Genomic DNA, 1,754 nt, shown 5'->3' with positions numbered 1-1,754 from the left:
CAACCCTTTAACAACCTTCAACCCTTTAACAACCTTCAACCTTCAACTATCCTTAACTGGTACCAGCTCTAATTGATAGCGATAGAGAGCCACAGGTTTTTCCAATGCTTTAAAGTAATCGGGGTCTTGTGGTGAAAGGTAAACCGCTGTGACTTGGTCAGCTTTAATGATCGGAGTAGGTGATTGATGGAACTGATATGCTGTTGTGGTTTCTACTTCGTTGAAAAAAGGTCGGCGAGTACCGCGAAAGACTTGGTTGACAACTTCTGTGGCATTGAACTGATCCGGAGCTGGTATTTCAGAAGCACGTCCAGTAATCACTGAAACTAGTTGGCTCCCGGTGCGCAGAATGGTAACCTGACGATTAGGGGAATTGGGGTCTACTTTGACGGCTCTAATTATGCGATCGCCTAAGTAAGCCCTAGCAATATTCAACCCATTGAACGCTCGGTCAGCAACCACCTCTTCAGCAACCACCTCTGAGGTAGGTTTTAATACTGATCGATTTTTTCTAGAACGTCGAGTTCTAAACGGAATAAACCAATCCCCAAGCCCTGAGCTTGATTTCCCAACTTGTTGAAACCGCACCAGAAAACTAATTGGCTCTTGTAGATGATTGCGATTACCTTCAAATCCTGGTGTCACTATTTCTGGTGCTAGAGGTGCTATCTGCTCGATCAGGGTGCTGGTAACTTTCCAAGTCCCCTTCATCCAAGTGGGATATACCAAATCCCCGGTCGCCGCTGTGACTGGCGGTTTGCTTTTCCAATCGGGAAACTGACCTAAACGCTCAGCTAACTCTCCTGCCTGAGCCTCACCACCAGCCAGGAGCAAGGTTAACACCAGACATAATCCCAGAATTCTTCTCACACCAACATTCCTCTCACCTTAGACTGGTCAGCTATCTTGCCCGTAAGGCAGGTCGCCCCATCTAATCAAGAATCAAAGCAAGAGGGGAGTGCTGACCATTACCATTTTAACTTTGGGTGTATGCGCTATCGGTGTTTCCACTGAGATATCCTTTTAGATATTCCTTAGCCTAATCTAGGGCTAAATGTCAAGTATAGTTCACTCTCGCGAGAACTGTCCAAAATTTGTAGAGTTCTTCCTAATCAATAGATTTTACTTACTTTTATTTCAATTCCTGGTAATTAAAAATTAGTCTAATCGGCTTACCATAAGATAGCTTTAAACTATGTGGCTATATCAAAAATATTTAGTGAAGTTAATATAAATTAACCGGAACAAAGTTAATCAGTAATGTTCATAATAAAAGAGTATATGTAATACTAGTGTATATACTGATATCTTCATAAAGGCTTCAAAATTTCAGTTAAGCTAACCAGCCTGATGTTTACCAAACCCTGACTCAGAGTACTATTCCCCTCAGTATTGTGATTCAGTGTGATTCAGTGTGATTCAGTGTGATTCACTCCTAAGCAGCTGATACCCCAGGGTGCATCTGACCTCAGCTTAAAAACAGACGTATTAGGAAATTGCTAATCTCATCCTGTAGTTGACTAATGCATTTTTGAATTCAGGATAGCCAATTCAAAACGATATTACCCATGAGCCAAATCAAATTAGCTGTGAGTCAAATCAGCCAGTCCCTGGCAGCCGTATCTTTGTTGGTAGCCCATATTGGTGTGATGCCAACTCAAGCACAGATTAAAGCCGATGATAGCACTCCGACCCAAGTCACCTCCGATGGCAATCAATTTGACATTGATGGTGGAACCCCCTCTGGAGATAAT

Annotated in this window: 2 protein-coding genes; one reads left to right on the top strand and one right to left on the bottom strand. The window is 42.7% G+C overall.

Going from position 1 to position 1,754, the window contains the following annotated elements; translation table 11 throughout:
- Window positions 1-42: 42 nt before the first annotated feature.
- Window positions 43-870 carry a DUF6816 family protein gene (locus F6K38_RS41115; RefSeq protein WP_287360594.1) on the bottom strand — a complete coding sequence of 276 codons (828 nt, stop codon included), beginning with the start codon at window positions 868-870 and terminating at the stop codon, window positions 43-45.
- A gap of 698 nt (window positions 871-1,568) precedes the next feature.
- Between F6K38_RS41115 and F6K38_RS41110 the strand changes: the two genes are divergently transcribed.
- Window positions 1,569-1,754: hypothetical protein (locus tag F6K38_RS41110; protein WP_287360592.1), on the top strand; the 186-nt coding region annotated here is incomplete at its 3' end.

Source organism: Moorena sp. SIO3B2, from assembly GCF_010692525.1.
In the GTDB taxonomy this organism is placed as follows: Bacteria; Cyanobacteriota; Cyanobacteriia; order Cyanobacteriales; family Coleofasciculaceae; genus Moorena; species Moorena producens.
The sequence above is the reverse complement of the archived record's forward strand: the minus strand, read 5'-3'. Positions and strand labels throughout refer to the sequence as shown.